The sequence below is a fragment of the Streptomyces sp. NPDC001093 genome (assembly GCF_040298985.1).
Classification (GTDB): domain Bacteria; phylum Actinomycetota; class Actinomycetes; order Streptomycetales; family Streptomycetaceae; genus Streptomyces.
Genome location: NZ_JBEPBF010000036.1, coordinates 20,922 through 40,061, shown reverse-complemented (window position 1 = coordinate 40,061; position 19,140 = coordinate 20,922). Strand labels below are relative to the sequence as shown.

16 protein-coding genes are annotated in these 19,140 nt (G+C 72.1%); 13 read left to right on the top strand and 3 right to left on the bottom strand.

The genetic code is table 11. The features are described from left to right. Positions 1-5: 5 nt before the first annotated feature. The 3 genes from ABT288_RS19815 to ABT288_RS19805 all read left to right on the top strand — a co-directional run bounded on the left by ABT288_RS19815 (position 6) and on the right by ABT288_RS19805 (position 3,151). Positions 6-479 carry a PH domain-containing protein gene (locus tag ABT288_RS19815; protein ID WP_351609221.1) on the top strand — a complete coding sequence of 158 codons (474 nt, stop codon included), beginning with the start codon at positions 6-8 and terminating at the stop codon, positions 477-479. Positions 480-746: 267 nt separating this feature from the next. Then, positions 747-2,081 (top strand): hemolysin family protein, encoded by a 1,335-nt coding sequence (locus ABT288_RS19810; protein ID WP_351609219.1) that lies wholly within the window; start codon positions 747-749, stop codon positions 2,079-2,081. Beyond that, entirely contained in the window at positions 2,078-3,151 is a 1,074-nt protein-coding gene (locus tag ABT288_RS19805) for a hemolysin family protein (RefSeq protein ID WP_351609216.1), read from the top strand. The genes ABT288_RS19810 and ABT288_RS19805 overlap by 4 nt, the downstream gene beginning before the upstream one ends. Positions 3,152-3,257: 106 nt before the next feature. Here the strand turns inward: ABT288_RS19805 and ABT288_RS19800 are convergent, their stop codons facing one another. After that, a complete protein-coding gene (locus ABT288_RS19800) occupies positions 3,258-5,120 on the bottom strand; it encodes an AAA family ATPase (protein WP_351609213.1) in 1,863 nt (620 codons plus the stop codon). A gap of 427 nt (positions 5,121-5,547) precedes the next feature. Beyond that, on the bottom strand, positions 5,548-6,168 hold the full coding sequence (locus tag ABT288_RS19795) for a uridine kinase family protein (RefSeq protein ID WP_351609309.1): 621 nt from the start codon (positions 6,166-6,168) through the stop codon (positions 5,548-5,550). 217 nt (positions 6,169-6,385) lie between these two features. On the opposite strand from ABT288_RS19795, the gene ABT288_RS19790 reads away from it, so the two are divergent. From ABT288_RS19790 to ABT288_RS19755, 8 genes are all read left to right on the top strand, one after another. Next, positions 6,386-7,342 carry a hypothetical protein gene (locus ABT288_RS19790; protein ID WP_351609210.1) on the top strand — a complete coding sequence of 319 codons (957 nt, stop codon included), beginning with the start codon at positions 6,386-6,388 and terminating at the stop codon, positions 7,340-7,342. A gap of 64 nt (positions 7,343-7,406) precedes the next feature. Further along, positions 7,407-8,948 (top strand): amino acid permease, encoded by a 1,542-nt coding sequence (locus ABT288_RS19785; protein ID WP_351609306.1) that lies wholly within the window; start codon positions 7,407-7,409, stop codon positions 8,946-8,948. A 211-nt stretch (positions 8,949-9,159) separates the two neighbouring features. Beyond that, a complete protein-coding gene (locus ABT288_RS19780) occupies positions 9,160-10,530 on the top strand; it encodes a C39 family peptidase (protein ID WP_351609207.1) in 1,371 nt (456 codons plus the stop codon). A gap of 348 nt (positions 10,531-10,878) precedes the next feature. After that, positions 10,879-11,019 carry an SCO1431 family membrane protein gene (locus ABT288_RS19775; RefSeq protein WP_351609204.1) on the top strand — a complete coding sequence of 47 codons (141 nt, stop codon included), beginning with the start codon at positions 10,879-10,881 and terminating at the stop codon, positions 11,017-11,019. Between the two features lie 81 nt (positions 11,020-11,100). Then, the gene (locus ABT288_RS19770; protein ID WP_450862851.1) at positions 11,101-11,754 is read left to right on the top strand and encodes a TetR/AcrR family transcriptional regulator; all 654 of its coding nucleotides are present in this window, start codon (positions 11,101-11,103) and stop codon (positions 11,752-11,754) included. Positions 11,755-12,038: 284 nt separating this feature from the next. Further along, a complete protein-coding gene (locus ABT288_RS19765) occupies positions 12,039-13,211 on the top strand; it encodes an acyl-CoA dehydrogenase (RefSeq protein ID WP_351609199.1) in 1,173 nt (390 codons plus the stop codon). Positions 13,212-13,556: 345 nt separating this feature from the next. Continuing rightward, positions 13,557-14,657, top strand: a complete 1,101-nt coding sequence (locus tag ABT288_RS19760; protein WP_351609196.1) for an Rv3169 family protein — start codon at positions 13,557-13,559, stop codon at positions 14,655-14,657. Between the two features lie 50 nt (positions 14,658-14,707). Continuing rightward, positions 14,708-15,805, top strand: a complete 1,098-nt coding sequence (locus tag ABT288_RS19755) for a phosphotransferase family protein (RefSeq protein ID WP_351609194.1) — start codon at positions 14,708-14,710, stop codon at positions 15,803-15,805. 6 nt (positions 15,806-15,811) lie between these two features. On the opposite strand, the gene ABT288_RS19750 is transcribed toward ABT288_RS19755, so the two are convergent. Continuing rightward, positions 15,812-16,246, bottom strand: a complete 435-nt coding sequence (locus ABT288_RS19750; RefSeq protein ID WP_351609191.1) for a hypothetical protein — start codon at positions 16,244-16,246, stop codon at positions 15,812-15,814. 244 nt (positions 16,247-16,490) lie between these two features. On the opposite strand from ABT288_RS19750, the gene ABT288_RS19745 reads away from it, so the two are divergent. Both ABT288_RS19745 and ABT288_RS19740 read left to right on the top strand, forming a co-directional pair. Beyond that, on the top strand, positions 16,491-16,931 hold the full coding sequence (locus ABT288_RS19745; RefSeq protein ID WP_351609188.1) for an Lrp/AsnC family transcriptional regulator: 441 nt from the start codon (positions 16,491-16,493) through the stop codon (positions 16,929-16,931). A gap of 69 nt (positions 16,932-17,000) precedes the next feature. Next, positions 17,001-18,614, top strand: coding sequence for an amidohydrolase (locus tag ABT288_RS19740; protein WP_351609185.1), 1,614 nt, complete (start codon positions 17,001-17,003; stop codon positions 18,612-18,614). Positions 18,615-19,140 lie beyond the last annotated feature (526 nt).

Sequence of the window (19,140 nt, the reverse complement as noted above, 5' to 3'; positions counted from 1 at the left end):
CCGAGATGTCCGAGGCCCCTTCCGTTCCCGCCCTCCCCGCCCTTCCCGTCACCTTCCGGCCCGGCCACACCCGGGTGATCCTGCTCACCGCCGGTGTCGCGATCTTCCTGACCATCTCCGGGGTCGCGATGCTGCTGGAGCAGCTCGGCCCGGGGGAGCGGGCGAGCTTCGTCGTCACCGGGGCGCTGATCTTCTGGGCGCTGGCCCAGCTGGCCCGGGTGAAGGTCGTCGCCGACGAGTCCGGTGTCACCGTGGTCAACATCGTCGGCGAGCGGCACCTGGAGTGGGCGGAGATCGTCCAGGTCAACCTCCGTCCGGGGGATCCCTGGGTGTTCCTCAACCTCAGCGACGGCACCAGCCTGCCCGCGCTCGGCATCCAGCCGGGACTCGCCAAGCAGCGCGCCATCGCCGACGCGCAGGCCCTGCGGGCCCTCGCCGAGGCCCGTTCCGCGGCCCACCCGGTCGAGGACCAGGGCTGATCGGGGCGGATCGGGGTCGGCCCGGGCCGGATCAGGGGCGGCTCGGGGACAGACCGGGGCTGACTCGGGGTCGCCGACTCTGCCCCACTGGCCCGTGTCTTGATTAATCTGGTGACGGAGGCCGTTTCGCTGCGCCTCCGCCCCTGGGGCACCACCCGGTGCACAGGGGTTCCTGCTACCCGAGGAGTGACTCCCTCCAGCGATGGACGGATCGTCCTGTAGTACCTGCGCCGCCCCGACCCGACATACCGGGGAGGCGGTGGCAGCGTGACCATCTCCCTGCTGCTCCTGGGAGCGGCTTTCCTGCTGATCCTCGCCAACGGATTCTTCGTGGCGGCCGAGTTCGGCCTGGTGACCGTCGAGGCCACGGACGCCGAGAAGGCGGCCGCCGAGGGCGACCGCCGGGCCGGCAGAGTGGCCGAGTCGCTCAAGGAGCTGTCCTTCCAGCTCTCCGGCACCCAGCTCGGCATCACCATCACCTCCCTGGTCGTCGGCATGCTCGCCGAACCGGCCCTGGCCGGGCTGCTGCACGGCCCGTTCGCCGCCACCGGCATCCCGGACGGCGCGGTCTCCGGTGTCGCCGTGATCGTCGGCATGCTGCTGGCCTCCGCGATCCAGATGGTGATCGGCGAGCTCGTGCCCAAGAACTGGGCGGTGTCCAAGCCGCTGCCGGTCGCCCGGTTCGTGGCCGGCCCCCAGCACCGCTTCTCCTCCCTGTTCCGCCCGGTGATCGCCGCGCTCAACACCGTCGCCAACCGGCTGGTGCGGGCCCTCGGCGTCGAACCCGCCGAGGAACTGGCCTCCGCCCGCACCCCGGGCGAACTCGTCTCGCTCGCCCGGCACTCCGCGCTGGCCGGCGCCCTGGAACAGGACACGGCCGACCTGTTCGTCCGCACCCTGTCCCTGGGCGAGCTGACCGCGCAGCACGTCATGACCCCGCGCGTGAAGGTCAGCGCCCTCCAGGACTCGGCCACCGCCGAGGACGTCGTCAACCTCACCCGGGCCACCGGCCTGTCCCGCTTCCCCGTCTACCGGGAGAAGATCGACGAGATCGTGGGCATGGCCCATCTGAAGGACGCCCTCGCCGTCCCCGTGCACGACCGCCTGCGCACCCCGGTGACCCGCATCGCCCGCAAGGCGCTGCTGGTCCCGGAGACCCTGCCGGTCCAGCCCCTGCTCGCCCGGCTCCGCTCCGAGCAGCCCATCGCGGTCGTCGTGGACGAGTACGGCGGCACGGCGGGCGTGGTCACCCTGGAGGACATCGTCGAGGAGCTCGTCGGCGAGGTCCGCGACGAGCACGACGCCACGGACATGCCCGAGCTGGCCCCCGCCCCGCCGGAGGACGGCCGGCCCGCCTGGGACGCCGACGGCAGCTGCCGCGTCGACATCCTCCAGCGCATAGGCCTGGACGTGCCCGAAGGGCCGTACGAGACGGTCGCCGGACTCGTCGCCGACCTGCTCGGCCGTATCCCGGCCCCCGGTGACAAGGCGGAACTCCCCGGCTGGCGGCTCTCGGTCCGCCAGGTCGGCCACTACCGCGCCGAACGGGTCCGCCTGGTCAGGACGGCCCCGGCGGCGAACGTGATGGAGGCCGCCCGATGAGCGTCCTCCAACTGGTCTTCGCCGCGCTGCTCGTGCTCGCCAACGGCTTCTTCGTCGGCGCCGAGTTCGCCCTCGTGTCCGTGCGCCGCAGCCAGATCGAACCGCTGGGTACGGCGCGGGCCCGCCAGGTCCTCTACGGCCTTCAGCGCCTGCCCCAGATGATGGCCGCGGCCCAGTTCGGCATCACGGTCTGCTCGCTGACGCTGGGCGCGGTCGCCGAGCCGACGGTGGCGCATCTGCTGGAGCCGGTGTTCGCGGCGGTCCACCTCCCCGACGGCATGGTCCACCCGCTGGGCTATGTCATCGCGCTGGCGGCCGTGGTCTTCTTCCACCTGGTCATCGGCGAGATGGTGCCGAAGAACCTCGCGATGGCGGCCCCCGAGAAGGCGGCGCTGTGGCTGAGCCCCGGCCTGGTCTGGTTCGCCCGCCTGTGCAGGCCGATCACCGTGGCCCTCGGCGCCTGCGCCCAGGCCATCCTGCGGCTCTTCCGCGTCGAGCCCAAGGACGAGGTCGAGGCCGTCGTCACCAGCGAGCAGCTCAACCGCCTGCTGGAGGACTCCGGCCAGGCCGGCCTGCTCGACCCCGAGGAGCGGGAACGCCTGGAGGACGCCCTGGAACTGGGCTCCCGCCCGGTGACGGACGTCCTGCTGCGCCGGGAGTCCCTGGTCACGGTGGCCCCGTCGGTCACCCCGGGCCAGATCGTCGAGCTGACGGCCCGCACCGGGTACTCACGCTTCCCGGTCGCCGCGTCGGACAAGGGCCCCTTCATGGGGTACGTCCACGTCAAGGACGTCCTCGACCTGGAGCAATCCCACCGTGCCGTCCCGCAACAGGTCTGGCGCCCCATGGCCACCCTGCGGGCCGAGCTGCCGCTCGACGACGCCCTCACGGTCATGCGGCGCGCGGCCACGCACCTGGCCCAGGTCGCGGACGCCTCCGGCAAGGTGCTGGGTCTGGTGGCCCTGGAGGACGTCCTGGAGCTGCTGGTGGGCGAGGTACGGGATCCGGCACATCGCGAGATGCCGGAGCCGCGGAACAGCGGGGAGCCGGAGCAGGTGCTCGCCTCCTAGCCCGGGTGGTGCGGGGAGCGGCGCGGCCGGCGGTGCGTTGTGGCCGGTCGCGCCCGCGCGGGGGGCCGCATGGCGAACACGGCCCCGCGCCCCCTTCGGGGCGCTGCTACATGCCCGACGGATCGTGCGGCCCCCGCCCCGACAGCACCTCCCCGTACGCCTGCATCAGATCCGGCAACCGCAGCGTCGCCAGGTCCTCCCGCGACAGCGCGCCCGCATACGTCGACAGCCGGAGATCCCGGTACGCGCAGCTCTTCTCGTAGAGCGTGCGCAGAAACCGGCCGTTGCCCAGTTCGTCGATCCACCCCTGCTCGACCACGTGCCCGGCGATCGAGCGCAGTTCCTCCTGGGCCTCCTCGTCCCATGCGTCCCCGTTCTCCGCGGCCAGCACCTTGCCGATCTCGGTGAGTTCGTGCGGCCGGTAGGAGGGGAAGTCGACGCGGGTCGTGAACCGGGAGGACAGTCCGGGGTTCGCGGCCAGCAGCCGGTCCATGCCCTCCGGATAGCCGGCGAGGATCACCACCAGGTGGTCCCGGTTGTCCTCGGCCCGCTTCAGCAGCACCTGCAGGGCCTCGTCGCCGTACGCGTCCCCCTTGCCGTACCCGGAGTTGGACAGCGAGTACGCCTCGTCCACGAACAGCACCCCGCCGATCGCGGAGTCGATCAGCTCGTTGGCCTTCACGGCCGTCTGCCCGAGGTACTCGCCGACGAGGTCCGCCCGCTGCGCCTCGACCAGATGGTCACCGCCGAGCAGCCCGAGCGCGTAGAACACCCGCCCCAGAATCCGGGCCACCGTGGTCTTGCCGGTGCCCGACGGCCCGGAGAAGACGAAGTGCCGTTTCGGCGGCTGCACCGGCAGCCCCTGCCCGGCCCGCAGCCGGGCCATGTTCAACTGCGCGGACAGCGCCTTGACCTGGCGTTTCACAGGCTCCAGCCCCACCATGCGCTCCAGCTCGGCGAGCGCCTCCTCGAGCAGGGCGGGATCGGTCGGACCGGCCGGAATGGGGGACGAGGAGACACCGGTCCTGATCCGCACCGCCGGATCGGTCACCGACGGCAGGGGCCCCGTCGGCAGATCCGGCTCCGGCAGCCGCAGATCACGCCCCTCGGTGCCGAAGAGCGGATCGAAGCCGTCGGGCCCGTCCACGCTGTCCTGCCCGGCACCGGTCAGCGTGATCGCCGCCAGGTCGGCGGTCTCGTCGTACCCGTCGCCCTCGGCGATCGCCGCCAGCCGTGCCGAGGTGTCCATGAAGGCCGGGTCGACGCGGTGCACGGCCCGGTACAGGGGGAGCGCCGCCGCCGAGCGTCCCGTGCCCTCGTGCGCCCGCGCCAGCCAGTAGCGCAGCTCCTTGCGCTGCGGCTGCTCGCTGCGGCAGCGCATCAGTGCCGCCGACAGCAGGGGCTCGGCCTGGCCGTACATCTCCAGCCGGACCCTGGCCATGCCGCCGAACAGGCCCGCCTCGATGCCGAGCATGGGATCGTCCAGCAGTGGGTCGGTGTGCCGTACCAGCTGCTCCCAGTCCTTGACCAGATAGGCGCGGCAGGCGTGCAGGAAGCGGACCTGCGGGTCGGTGTCGACCGGGGGCAGCCCGGCGAGCGCCCGGTCCAGCTCGGGCACGTGCCGGCCGTCCAGCCAGTGCGAGGCGTGCGCGAGCAGCAGATCGCGCGGGCTCTCCAGCACCGGCTGCACCCACCAGCCCAGCCAGTACCAGGAGTTGAGCGTGCGGCGGTGCCGGGCGCGCTGTTCGCCGAAGCGCTCGCGGTGCCGGAACATCCTGAGCAGCGAGGTCGTCGTGTCGACCCGGAGGGCGTGCAGCCCGAGCCAGCCGTCGGCCATGCCCGGGTCCATCCGCACCGCGGTGCGGAACTCCTCCTCCGCCTGCGGGTAGGCGCCCATCGTGTAGGCGTCCACACCCCGCAGCCAGGCCAGGTCGGCCGGGGCCTCTGGGCCCTGCGTGCCGAAGTCCATCCCGTCCCCCCACAGACCGTGCCCCCGTGGTTCACCACCGGGCAGTCGCCCGACGTCGCCGCGGTCGAACCGCCTTTCCGCGGACCGGAGTTACAGGTGCGCGAGGCAGCCTCGAAGGTCGCACCGAGGGCATCGTACCCGCGCGACGACCGCGTGCCGAAGGGTGCCGCACGGGCCGTTTGGCGAGGTGGGAGCAGACGGGGCGCGCACGGATCGGTGACCGAGGGTGAGCGGATCGGTGCGCGGGGCGCCCGGAAAAAGGTGGGCAGACAGAACGAAGCCCCCGGTCACGGGGGAACAACCGGGGGCTTCGCGTGCGGGGGCGGTCCCGAATGACCGCTCATTGAGAACGTAAGACCTGTACGGCCCCCCGGTCAAGCGGAGTTGAGGCACCGGGAGAAGTTCCCCCGCAAGGGTCTTCACGACTTCACCACAACGCGGAAGATTCGTCACTCTGGGTCACGCTTTGGTCCGGTCCACGAGTTGACCCGGGGCCCGGCAGCACCTCGTACCCCTTTGGCGTCTGCAGCACCAGAAGATCGGCATGGGGGCGCGAAGGGTCCGCGGTGAAGTGCGCTTGCTCCGCCTCGACCCAGCCCTTCCAGAACTCCCGCTGCTCGGTCCCGTCCCGCAGCCGGCCACGCGTCCAGGACTCCTCCCGGGCCAGTTCCATCCACAGCAGCAGGGCCAGATACGGCCGCAGGGCCCGGCGGCCGGCGCCGACGCCCTCGAGGAGGACCACGGGTGCGGCCGGCAGCGGGCGCGGCGCTCCGAAGCCGCGGGCGCGCCAGTCGTAGGGCGCGTAGAAGGCGCTCTCGCCCCGGGCGAACGGCCGGATCACCTGGTCCGTGAGCCGGTCGGTCCACTCGAAGAGCTGCTCGTGGCTGGCGACGTCGTCGAGGTGCAGCACCGGAGCCCCGCCGAGCGCGGTGGCCAAGTGCCCGGCGAAGGTGGACTTTCCCGAGCCGGCGTGCCCGTCGACGCCGATCAGCCGGACCGGCCCGAGGGAGGGGGGAAGCCCGCGCAGCCGGGCGGCGAGGTCACGAATGGTGGTTCCCGGGGTGGGTGGGTGTGGGCGGTTTCCGGAACAGTGTAGTTGTCGTCGCGTTTTGAATCACCGGCTGGCGGCCAGTCAATGGCCTGGATAAACATTCGCGAAATCCCCTGACCGATATGTCGAATTAGGCGTTCCGGGTGTGCCCGCCGCTGAGTAGGGTGCCCTCCAGCGCAACCGCTGTGCGCCGTACGGGTACTGGCAGGGGGACATGGCCGCGGAGTTATTCGAGGGGCACTATGTGTGGCATCCGGCGGCCGACGACCGTGTCCTGGCGAGCGTATGCGTCGATGTGCGCGCCGGACGTTATCGATACGCGTACGAGGCCCTCGCCGAGACGCGTACCGACTTCGCCCTGCGCGCCCATCGCTCGCTGGTCCTCGCCTCGGAGGCGGCCGGCACCGATCTGGTCGAGCGCTGGCTCGCCGAGGAGCCGACGCCCGAGTCCGCGCTGATGTGGGCCCGGGTCGCGGTGCAGCGCGCGCTGCGGGCCGCCGACGCCCGCGACGAGCGCGCCGAGGCCCTGGAGCGGATCGCGCTGACCGCCTGTGACCGGGCCTCCGCCATGGCCCCCGAGGACCCCACGCCCTGGGTCGCCAAGCTCGCCATGGCCCGGCTGCACCGGCTGCGCGACCCGGCCCCGCACGGCCTGCTCACCGCTCCGCCCGGGCCCTGGCGGCTGTTCTCGCACGTCCTGTCGCTGGATCCCTGGCACCGCGAGGGCCACCACCGCTTCCTGTCGTGCTTCTTCACGCGGTACGGCGGATCGGTCAACGCCGCCTGGGACGTGGCCGCCTTCCTCAGCCAGCGGGCGCCCGCCGACTCCGCCCTCCGGCTGCTGCCGCTGGTGGCCCTGGTGGAGAGCTACAACCCCACCCGGCTGCTCGCCGACCGCGTCTGGGAACAGCCGCAGTGGCGCTCCACCGCGCTGGCGATCTACCAGAACTGGCTGCCCGCGGTGAGCCGTTACCGCTTCACTCCGGTGCTCGACCTCGCCTACCTCGCGCACGCCCTGGTCATGGCCGAGCGTGAGTTCGAGGCCCGGGCGGTGTTCACGGCCATGGGCCCGTACGCCTCGCGCATGCCCTGGAGTGCCTTCGGCGACCCCGCCGAGCAGCTCTCCCGGGCCCGGCGCGTCTGCGGACTGCCCGTCCCCCGGCCCGACTGATCTGCACCTGCTCCGCACCTGCACCCGGATTCACCCGGAGATTCCCTCAGAGAAAGGCCGAACCGTGTCGGAACGGACATCGACGCGCGGGGCGAAGGCCCGCGCGGGCGAGGACCCGGTCGCGTTCGACGATGACGCGACCCTGCATGCGATGGGTTATCCGCGGAAACTCACTCGGCGCTTCCAGGCGTTCGACAATTTCGCGATCTCGTTCACCATCATCAATATCCTCTCGGGTATTTTCTCGTCCTTCGGATTCGGTATGAACGCGGGCGGCCCCCGTATTCTCGTCTTCGGCTGGATCGGGGTCTGCGTCATGGTACTGCTCATCGGTGCGGCCATGGCGGAAGTCGCCTCGGCGTATCCGACGAGCGGTGCCCTGTATTTCTCCGCCGGTAAACTTGCAAAGCGGCACAAGGGTGCCTGGTCCTGGTACACGGGCTGGCTGAACTTCGTGGGCCAGATCGGTGGCACCGCCGCCACCGGCTATGCGGCGGCCACCTTCATCCAGGCCTTCATCCAGCTGCAGTGGCCGTCCTACCGGCCGACCATGCACCAGACGGTGCTGATCACGGCCCTGATCATCGTCGTGCAGGGCCTCGCCAACACCTATACCGTGCAGCTCGTCGCCGTACTGAACCGCATTTCCGTGTGGTGGCTGCTGATCGGACTCGTCGTGATCGTCGGCGCACTCATAGTGATCCCCGGTCATCATCAGCCGGCGTCCTTCGTGACGCATTTCGAGAACAACACCGGCTTCTCGAGCGGCCTTTACGGCGGCCTGCTCGGTCTGCTGGTCACAAGCTGGACGTTCACCGGGTTCGACGGCAGCTTCCACATGTCCGAGGAAACGGTCCACGCGACGGTCAACGCGCCCAAGGGGATCACCCGCGCCATCGGCTATTCGGCGATCACCGGTCTGATCCTGATGCTGGCATTGGTCTACAGCATTGGCGACTACGCCAAGGAGGCCGGTTCGGCGGCGCCGCCCGTCCAGATTCTGATCGACGGCCTCGGCCTCGGCGCCGCCAAGGTCATGCTCCTCATCGTCATCGGCGCGATGCTCTTCTGCGGCCTCGCCAACCTCACCAGCAACACGCGGCAGATCTTCGCCTTCTCCCGTGACGGCGCCATGCCCGGCTCCCGCTGGTGGCACTCGGTCTCGTCGCGCACCCGGACGCCCGTGAAGGCGGTGTGGCTCGCGGTGGTCTGCTCGGTGGCCCTGGTGGTGCCCGGCTGGTGGTCGCACACCGCCTTCACCGCGATCGTCAGCGTCAACGTGGTCGGTCTCTTCCTCGCCTACGCCGTGCCGATCTTCCTGCGGCTGCGGCTCGGTGGCGAGTTCCAGCCCGGGCCCTGGCACCTGGGCCGCTGGGGGCGGCCGGTCGGCTGGCTCGCGGTGATCTGGATCGTGCTCAGCAGCGTCCTGTTCATGCTGCCGCAGGCCTCGCCGATCACGGTCGACTCCTTCAACTACGCGCCGATCGCGCTCGGTGCCGTCCTGGTCGTGGCGACGGTGTGGTGGTGGGCCACCGCCCGCCGCCGCTTCCAGGGGCCGATCAGCTATGGCCGGCCCGACGAGGTCGCGGCGATGGATCTCGTCTGACGCCGGGCACCACGGGTGGCGCGGGGTGTGGTGCGCCCACGCGGCGGAGCCGCACAGGGGTACCGCCCCGCGCCCCTTCGGGCCCTCCAGTGGCCCAGACCAATATTGATGGCGTGGCATGCGCAGAAGTGCTGGCAGCGCCATGCCGCCTGCTCCATAGTTGGCGCACGAACCGCACCGGATCACCGGACACCTGGGGGTAATCGCGCCCATGAGCAGAGCCCAGCAGCCGTCCCGCAGAACCGTCCTCACCGCAGCCGTCGCCGTGGCGGCGGCCGGCGGAACGGCCCCCGTTGCCGCCGCCGCGCAGCGACCCGCCGCCGAGGCCGACGACACCGGCGAGGCGCAGGCCCGCACGGTCGACTACCACGCCTGGACCACGTACCGGGAGTGGCGCCTCGGCGCCGCCCAGGGCGTCCGGGCCGTCGCCGGCGCCCGCCCCGGCGTCGTGATCGGCGCCCCCGCCAGCCGCACCGACTACACCGATCCGCACACCGGTACGACCGCCACCTGGGAGTACGCCACCTGGACCTCCCCGGTCCACCGGCTCACCGTCCCCGCCACCGAGGTCGTCTCCTCCTGGAACGCCCACACCCCCGAGGGCACCTGGCTCCAGGTGGAGCTCCAGGGCACGTACTCCGACGGCACCGAGACCCCGTGGTACGTGATGGGCCGCTGGGCAGCCGGTGACCAGGACATCAAGCGGACCTCGGTGGACGGCCAGGCCGACGGCAAGAGCACCATCTCCACCGACACCTTCGCCATCGACGACGCGAGCACCGGCCTGCGCCTGACGTCGTACCGGCTGCGTCTCACCCTCTACCGCAGGCCGGGGACGCACCTGACGCCGACCGTGTGGCGGCTGGGCGCCATGGGGTCCGACATCCCCGACCGCTTCACCGTCCCCGCCTCCACTCCCGGCCTCGCCCGGGAACTGGTCGTACCGCGCTACTCCCAGGAGATCCACAAGGGCCAGTACCCGCAGTACGACAACGGCGGCGAGGCCTGGTGCAGCCCCACCTCCTCACAGATGATCATCGAGTACTGGGGCGGCCGGCTGACCCCCGGGCAGCTCTCCTGGGTCGACCCCTCCTACGCCGACCCCCAGGTGGACCACGCCGCCCGCTTCACCTACGACTACCAGTACCAGGGCTGCGGCAACTGGCCGTTCAACGCCGCCTACGCGGCCACCTTCGAGGGCATCCAGGGTGTGGTCACCCGCCTCGCCTCGCTCACCGACCTGGAAACGCTGATCGCGGCAGGCATCCCGGCCATGACGTCCCAGTCCTTCCTGAAGACCGAGCTGACCGGCGCCGGCTACGGCACCTCCGGCCATCTGATGACGGTGATCGGCTTCACCGCGGACGGCGACGTGATCGCCAACGACCCGGCCTCGCCGAGCGACGACGCGGTACGACGGGTCTATCTGCGCCGGGAGTTCGAGAACATCTGGCTCAGGACCAAGCGGTACAACGCCTCCGGCAAGGTCGTCTCCGGTAGCGGGGGAGTCTGCTACCTCTACTTTCCGGCCCACCCTGCACCGGGCCAGCGCCGTGCTCTGCGGAGCGTCGGGATCCACTGACCGTCTGCCGCGACCGGGGGCGGGCGGCGCACGCGGCCCGCAGCCAGTCCGGCAGGGACACGCTGCGGGCCTCGGGGCACAGGAGCATCCAGCGCATGAAGCGCGCCCTGTTCCGCACCGGAGCGGTCCTCAGCGGCGCCGGCACGGGCATCGTCCTCCGATCCGGTCTCGCCCTCACCCTGACCGGCACCCCACCGATCCCCGCTGACCGCGGCGCTGGTCTACGCCCCGCCGCTGCGCGCCGACCCTGTGAGCAAGCTCATCGCCGCACCCGCCGCCGCGGGTGGCAAGGTGGACGGGCGGGCCGGGGGGACCGCGCCCGTACCACCGACCTGAGCGAGAACCAGCATGACCGCACACCCCGCCACCGCCCCCCGCGCCCGCACCGGCGGCCCCCAGGAGGACGGCCCGAAGATCCTCGAGCACGTCATGGGCTGGGTCCTCGTGGCGGTCCTCGCGATGCTCGTGACCCAGCTCGGCCTGCTCTGACGCGACCCGCTCACGTGTGCGGCATGTTCTGACATACTGCGGAGGTCCCGCCGACCGCCTGGAACAGGGTCGAAATTGAATATGCCGCATCAGCGTGCCGCCGTCCGTCCCCGGATGCGCGGTACCGAGCGCTCGATGGCCCGTCGCGCCGAACTCATCGCCATCGGGCGGAAGTTGTTCGCCGACACGTCCTACGACGCGCTGTCCATGGACGACATCGCCCGCCAGGCACATGTCGCCAAGGGGCTGATCTACTACTACTTCCAGTCCAAGCGCGGCTATTACCTGGCGATCGTCAAGGACTCCGTCGCCGACCTGGTCACCTTCGCCGGCAGCGCCCCGGAGATGCCCGCGGTGGAGCGCGTCCACCGCACCGTCGACGGCTATCTGCGCTACGCCGAGCACCACCAGGCCGCCTACCGCACCATCGTCAGCGGCGGCGTCGGCTTCGACGCCGAGGTGCACGCCATCCGGGACGGCGTCCGCGAGGCGATCATCGCCACCATCGCGGAAGGGGCCTACGGCCGCGGCGACCTCCCCCCGCTCGCCCGGATGGGCCTGCTTTCCTGGGTGTGCGGTGTCGAGGGCGCGACCCTGGACTGGATCGACCGCCCCGAGCTGTCCCGCGACACCATGCGCGAGCTGCTGGTGAAGACGCTCGGCGGAGCCTTGCGCGCCGTCGAGGAACTGGACCCGGCCTACCCGGCGCCGCAGCCGGCCCGCCGCGACATCTGACAGCAGGAGCGGTGGCCGTGCCGACCGCAGGACCGGACCACTGCCTCGACGGTTCGAGCCGGCTTCCAGGGCCACGACAGGTTCCGACTGGATTCTTGGAGTAAGCGGTCGTTAACTGGTGACGGGAGGTCGCTGATCGGGCATACTCACAGCGCACAGCCGCTGGTCAGCCGCTTCCGAGACCCGGGAGAGGGCCCCTTCGGCGATCATGGAACGACCAGGCGGAGCCGCCCCCACCCACAGGGCCAGACCGCCGGTGCCCGACCAGGGAGGAGACCGACGCCATGTCCGACCGCGACCCGCAGCCGGTGGAGCGTCAGCTGCCGACGGAGGAGGCGCGGGATCTGCTCGCGCTCGTCCGGGACATCGCCCAGCGCGAGATCGCGCCGAAGGCCGCCGAGGAGGAGGACGCGGGACGCTTCCCGCGCGAGGTCTTCACCCTGCTGTCCGAAGCGGGCCTGCTCGGCCTGCCGTACGACTCCGAGTACGGCGGCGGCGACCAGCCCTACGAGGTCTACCTCCAGGTCCTGGAGGAGCTGGCCGCGGCCCGGCTCACCGTGGGCCTCGGCGTCAGCGTGCACACGCTCGCCTCCTACGCGCTCGCCACCTACGGCAGCAAGCAGCAGCAGGTCGAGCATCTGCCCGCCATGCTCGGCGGTGGCCTGCTCGGCGCGTACTGCCTCTCCGAGGCGTCCTCCGGTTCCGACGCGGCCTCCCTGCGTACGAAGGCCGTCCGCGACGGCGACCAGTGGGTGATCAACGGCACCAAGGCCTGGATCACGCACGGCGGCATCGCCGACTTCTACACCGTGATGGCCCGCACCGGCGAGGAGGGTCCGCGCGGGATCACCGCCTTCCTGGTCCCCGGGGACGCGCCCGGCCTGAGCGGGGCCGTACCCGAGAAGAAGATGGGCATGAAGGGCTCGCCCACCGCGCAGGTCCACCTCGACGGGGTCCGCGTCGGCGACGACCGGCGGATCGGCGAGGAGGGCCAGGGCTTCTTCATCGCCCTGTCCGCCCTCGACTCCGGACGGCTCGGCATCGCCGCCTGCGCGATCGGCCTCGCCCAGGCCGCACTGGACGAGGCGATCGCCTACGCCACGCAGCGCCGGCAGTTCGGCCACCCCATCGCCGACTTCCAGGGCCTGCGCTTCATGCTCGCCGACATGGCCACCCAGATCGAGGCCGGCCGTGCGCTGTACCTCGCGGCGGCCCGGCTGCGCGACGCCGGCAAGCCGTTCGCCAAGCAGGCCGCCATGGCCAAGCTGCACTGCACCGACACGGCCATGAAGGTCACCACGGATGCCGTGCAGATACTCGGCGGCTACGGCTACACCGCCGACTTCCCGGCCGAGCGCTACATGCGCGAGGCCAAGGTCCTGCAGATCGTCGAGGGCACCAACCAGATCCAGCGGATGGTCATCGCCCGTCACGTGGCGGGACCCGAAGGCCGCTGAACTGCCCCGTGAGGACCGTCGGGGCCGCCAGCCTGATCCACTCCGGATCGTGGCGGCCCGGCAGGGTCCGGCCCCGGTCGGCCCAGGTCCGCATGAGGTCGCGGTAGATGGGCGGATCCGGCGGCGCGGGCGGCGGCGGAACCGATTCTGCGGGGCGAGGGACGAAGATGCGGCGCTGACGCCCGGTGACCGAGTGCATGAGGGCCATACCCGGGCAACGCGGCAGCGGCCGGACAGGTCACCGCCCGGCGGAATCGAGCGTCAGTTCAGGCCCATCCCGTCCCCCCTCTGGTCTCCTCCGGCCAACTGACGTACCGTCAGCCGACCATCGCTCAGGGGGTGACCGTGGCCGACGACCGTCCCGTACCGCTCGACGAGTACCCGGTGCACCAGGTGCCGCTGTCCATGAGGCACGTGGCGACCGGTGACCGGAACGCCTACGACCGCTGCATCTTCCACGTCTTCGACCACGCCGGCCGCGCCCTGCTCATCCTCGGCCTCGGCGTCTACCCCAACCTCGGCGTGATCGACGCCTACGCCACCCTGCGCACCGGGGACACCCTGCACGCCGTACGCGCCTCCGACGCCCTGGGGGAGGACCGGATGCGGCTCGCCGTCGGACCGCTGCGCATCGAGGTCCCGCGGCCGCTGGGGGAGCTGCGCCTGATCTGCGAGGACGAGCAGCTGTCGTACGACCTCACCTGGACGGCCGCCTTCCCCGCCCTCTGGGAGCCGCACCACCTCCAGCGCCGGGGCGACCGGCTCACCCTGGAGGGCCGCCGCTTCGTCCAGGCGGGTACCGCGCAGGGCGTGCTCCGGGCCGGGGGAGAGGAGTTCCGGGTCACCGCGGACGACTGGACCGGCACCCGGGACCGCAGCTGGGGCGTGCGGCCCGTCCCGGGCGAGGACGGCGGGCGGCTCGCCGCGGACCACCCCACCGAGGGCTTCCACTGGATCTGGTGCCCGGTCCGCTTCGAGGACCGCTTCCTGATGGTCATCACCCAGGAGGACGCCGACGGCCACCGCTCCCTGAACGACGCCACCCTGGTCCGCCCCGGCCGGCGCGACCGCCAACTGGGCTGGCCGCAGACCGACATCGCATACCGCTCCGGCACCCGCCACCCGGAACGGGCGGTCATCCATCTGGGGGACGCGCGGGAGTCGCGGAAGCTTGACGTCGAGATCCTGGCCTCCTCGCCGCTCGCGCTCGGCGCGGGCTATCCGCCGGCGGACGACTGGCAGCACGGCACGTGGCGGGGCCCCGGCTGGACGGATCGCCGTACCTACGACATGACCCTGCCCCACCCGCTGGCCGGTTACGGCGTCACCGACCACTCCGCCCGCTTCCGGCTGGACGGACGGACCGGCTACGGCATCTTCGAGCACGGCTCGTTCGGCCGGCACGACCCGAGCGGCTTCACCGGCTTCGACTCGGTCGCACCCTGAGGCGTCGGTTGCGCCTTGAGACATCGGTCGTACCTGAGGGAGGAGCCCGCATGGCCACGGCACCGCGTCCCCGTACCACCACCCGCGACCCCGAGGAGCTCGCCCGGCGGCTGACCGCCTGGCTCGGCACCCGGCTGCCCGGCGCCAAGGCCACCGGGGTCACCGTCCCGGCCACCAACGGCATGTCCAGCGAGACCCTCCTGTTCGACCTCGAGCACCCCGAAGCGCCTTTCGGGGCCTGCGCGTTGCGGCTCGCCGCGGACCCGGCGGCGTACACCGTCTTCCCCGAGTACGACATGGCCCGCCAGTACCGCACCCTGCGCCTGGTGGCCGAGCGCACGGACGTGCCCGTGCCGCGGGTGCTGTGGCTGGAGGAGGACCCGGGCCCGCTCGGGGCGCCGTTCTTCGTCATGGAGCGGGTCGCCGGCCGCGTGCCGCCGGACGTCATGCCGTACACCTACGAGGGCAGTTGGCTGCACGGGGCGAGCGACGCCGAACGCGAGCACCTGGAGGCCTCCACCGTCGCCCTGTTGGCCCGCCTGCACGACCAAGTGCCCCTCGCCGAGGCGCAGTTCCTCGCCGGGCCCGGGCCGGGAGACGCGCTGCGCCGTCATGTGACGGCCCAACGGGCCTACTACGACTGGGTGATCGACGGCCTGCCCCGCTCACCCCTCATCGAGGCCGCCTTCGACCGGCTGGAGGAGCTGTGGCCGTGTGAAGGGGGCGAACCCGTCCTCAGCTGGGGCGACGCGCGCATCGGGAACATCGTCTACGACGGTTTCGACCCCGTGGCCGTCCTGGACTGGGAGATGGCGGCACTCGCCCCGCGCGAGGTCGACCTCGGCTGGATCGTCTATCTGCACCGCTTCTTCCACGACCTCACGGTCGCCTCCGGCCGGCGCGGACTGCCGGACCTCCTGCGCCGCGACCGCGTCGAGGCCTGCTACGCGCGCCTGACCGGCCACACCCCGCGCGACATGGACTTCCACACCCTCTACGCCGCCCTGCGGCACGCGATCGTCATGCTGCGCGTCGCCTACCGGCAGGCGTACTTCGGGGAGGTCGCCGTCCCGGCGGACCCGGACACACTGATCCTGCACCACGACAGCCTGCGCGCCATGGTGCAGGGCGTGTACTGGACGCGGTGAGGCGGCTCAGGCGGCCTGGCGGCGCATCGCCGGTACGCGCATCGGGCGCGAGCCCGGGCCGCCGACGTGCGAGAAGGGCTGCGTGCGCCAGTCCAGACCCTGGGGGAGCGTCAGCAGCAGGGCGGTGCCCTGCTCCTGCGGCGCGAAGGACTCGTCCGCGGGACGGGCGTCGGCAGCCGAACGGCCCGTGCCCGCACAGACCGTGAGGCCGAACGGGTTCCACGGCGAGGCGCACAGCGCGTGCTCGGGCAGCACCCGCTCGTCCGCCAGCAGCGCGATCGGCTGCGCGCAGTCCGGGCAGATCACCCGGTACATCTCGAAGGTGTCGTAGGCGTCCGGTTCGTCGTCGAGGGCGTCGGGTTCGACGCCCTCCGGCTCGGGCTCGACGACCGGCTGCTGCCGCTTGGACGCGGATCGACCAGGGCGATGGACACTCTGCATGGGATTCTCCCCCTAAGGCTGGGCCGTTACGGCGCTGCGGCCTCGACCACAGCAAGCACTTCCCGCCCGCCCTCGGCGGTAATCACGAGAACATCACGGAGCCCCTTCGAGACGTGTGGCGTTCGTCACATGCCGCGTGCAGGTGCCCTCTGCGGGCCCTGTGCGGCGCCTTTTGTATCGAACCGGCCATGACCTGCGCTCTCGGCTATCCCAGGAGATCACGCGCACTGTAGGTTTTGGCGCCATGGAGGAGCTGGACCGACAGATCGTGCAGCTGCTCGTCAAGGACGGGCGGATGAGCTACACAGACCTGGGCAAGGCCACGGGGCTGTCCACGTCGGCCGTGCACCAGCGCGTGCGCCGGCTGGAACAGCGTGGCGTCATCCGCGGCTACGCCGCGGTGGTCGACCCCGAGGCCGTCGGGCTGCCGCTCACCGCGTTCATCTCGGTGAAACCGTTCGACCCCAGCGCCCCCGACGACATCGCGGACCGCCTCGCCGGCGTGCCCGAGATCGAGGCCTGCCACAGCGTCGCCGGCGACGAGAACTACATCCTCAAGGTGCGGGTGGGCACCCCGCACGAACTGGAAGAGCTGCTGGCGAGGCTGCGCGGTCTGGCAGGGGTGTCGACGCGCACGACGGTGGTGCTGTCCACGCCGTACGAGGCGCGACCGCCCCGGATCTGATCACCCCACGGGTGCCTTGCGGCCGCCCCGGGTACAGCCGACGCCGGCCGGGGCGGGAAACTGTCCGCCATGAACGACCGCACCGCCGACTCCGGGCCCCCCGAGACCGTCCTGCTGCGCCGAGGCGAGGTGCACAGCCCCGCCGATCCCTTCGCCACGGCGATGGTGGTGGAGCGCGGCCAAGTCGCCTGGGTCGGTTCGGAGGGCGCCGCCGACGCCTTCGCCGACGGCGTGGACGAGGTGATCGACCTCGACGGCGCCCTGGTGACCCCGGCCTTCACCGACGCCCATGTACACACCACCGCCACCGGTCTCGCCCTGACCGGCCTGGACCTGTCCGGCGCCCCCACCCTGGAGGCGGCCCTCGCCCTGGTCCGCGACTTCGCCGCCGGCCGCCCGGACGACCGCGTCCTGCTGGGCCACGGCTGGGACGCCGCCCGCTGGCCCGGCGGCCGCCCGCCGACCCGCGCCGAACTCGACGAGGCCACCGGCGGCCGCCCGCTGTACCTCTCCCGCATCGACGTGCACTCGGCGGTCGTCACCACCGCCCTGCTGGACCTGATCCCCGGCGACGTCCCCCGCGCGGACGCCCCGCTCACCGCCGACGCCCACCACACCGTCCGCGAGGCCGCCCTCGCCGCCATCACCCCGGCCCAGCGCGCCGGGGCCCAGCGCGCGGCCCTCGCCCACGCGGCCTCGCTCGGCATCGGCTCGGTGCACGAGTGCGGCGGCCCGCAGATCTCCTCCGAGGACGACTTCACCGGCCTGCTGAAGCTCGCCGCCGCGGTGCCCGGGCCGCGTGTGGTCGGCTACTGGGCCGAGCAGAACGTCCGGAAGGCACGGGAACTGGGTGCCGTGGGGGCGGCGGGCGACCTCTTCGCCGACGGCGCCCTCGGCTCGCACACCGCCTGCCTGCACGAGCCGTACGCCGACGCCGGCCACACCGGCACCGCCTACCTGGACGCCGAGGCCGTCGCCGCCCATGTCGTCGCCTGCACCGAGGCGGGCCTGCAGGCCGGCTTCCACGCCATCGGCGATGCCGCCGTGACCGCCGTCGTGGAGGGCGTGCGCGCCGCGGCGGAGAAGCTCGGCCTCGCCCGCATCCGCGCCGCGCGGCATCGCGTCGAGCACGCCGAGATGCTCACCCCCGAGACGGTCGCCGGCTTCGCGGAGCTGGGCCTGATCGCCTCCGTGCAACCCGCCTTCGACGCGCTGTGGGGCGGCGAGGACGGCATGTACGCCCGGCGACTGGGCGCCGAACGGGCCCGCACCCTCAACCCCTTCGCGGCCCTGCTGCGCGCCGGTGTGCCCCTCGCCTTCGGCTCCGACAGCCCGGTCACCCCGCTCGACCCGTGGGGCACCGTCCGCGCCGCCGCGTTCCATCACACGCCGGAGCACCGGGTCTCCGTCCGGGCCGCCTTCACGGCGCACACGCGCGGCGGCTGGCGGGCCGTGGGCCGGGACGACGCCGGCGTCCTGGTGCCGGGCGCGCCCGCCGACTACGCGGTCTGGCGCACCGACGAGCTGGTCGTCCAGGCCCCCGACGACCGGGTGGCCCGCTGGTCGACGGACCCGCGCTCCGGCACGCCCGGCCTGCCGGATCTCACCCCGGGCCGCGACCTGCCGGTCTGTCTGCGCACCGTGGTGGGCGGACGGACGGTGTTCGTACGGCCGGGCGAGTGATCTACGGGGGTGGCGCGGCGGCGATCGCTCGCCGCCGCGCCACCGCCCGACCTGCGCATCCTCCCCGAAGACCGCACGGTTCGGGGCGTCGTCGCAGGCCAGGGGGCTGTTGACAGTCGACGGCCGGGGGCCGGTAGGTTCGGCCGAGTCCACCACCGGACGCCTGACCGGGGAGCGTTCCCGCAACTCGTCTCAGCGCCGCTGGGTCAGGGACGGTGTGCCGCACCGGGGCACCGTCGCTGGGAGCCAGGCTCAGCGCCCGCGCCGCCGAGGGAACGTTCCGGCCCGGCAAGGTGTGACCCGGGTGGGGCCCGTGCGCTCAGTAGACAACGGCTTTCGGTCGATCCGCAGCCAGCGGGTCCCAGGTCGGCCCGAAGGGCGCCGGGCCCCCATCCGCCGTGGTGGGCGAGCGGCCCCGGCGTGCCGTGGAGGTGCCAAAAACACATTCTTACCCCACTCTTGTGGAATCGACACCACCAAAGGACGCAGCCGGCATGTCTTACCAGGCGGTGGCCACTATGGTGGA